We start from the raw sequence: 434 nt of genomic DNA on the forward strand, positions 1-434 counted from the left end.
TAGGCTGGCAGTCTCAGCTTTTATACGACCAAAAGCTCCCCGACAGATTGATAGAGTGTATGCCTGCATAACTAAGAACGCAATTACCAAAACGAAAAACGGAGCCGAAGCTCCGATAAACTGAAAACGACAATGACAAGGACAAGGACAAGGACAAGGACAAGGACAATCCAAATTATGAATCGCGCCACGCTCTGTTAAACGAGTTCAGCAGTGGCTCCATCAAATACTGCGCTGGGGTCGAGTTGCCCGTAATGATCATTACTTCTGTCGGCATCCCTGGCTGAATTGTTTGTAAGCCTCCTTTACTATCTAGCTGTTCATGGTCATTTCCAATAAAGCCATGAAGCTCTATTCGAGCAACATAATACTGTGTTTGCGCTCGCTCATCCTCAAACACATCGGCCGAAATAGACTCAACCAACCCTTCAAGC

Annotated in this window: 1 pseudogene; it reads right to left on the reverse strand. The window is 45.9% G+C overall.

Annotation, left to right across the window (positions count from 1 at the left end):
• Window positions 1-175: 175 nt before the first annotated feature.
• Window positions 176-434 (reverse strand): annotated as a pseudogene (locus tag A3750_RS25990) (HlyD family type I secretion periplasmic adaptor subunit); the annotation flags it as partial.

The organism is Oleiphilus sp. HI0079, assembly GCF_001635105.1.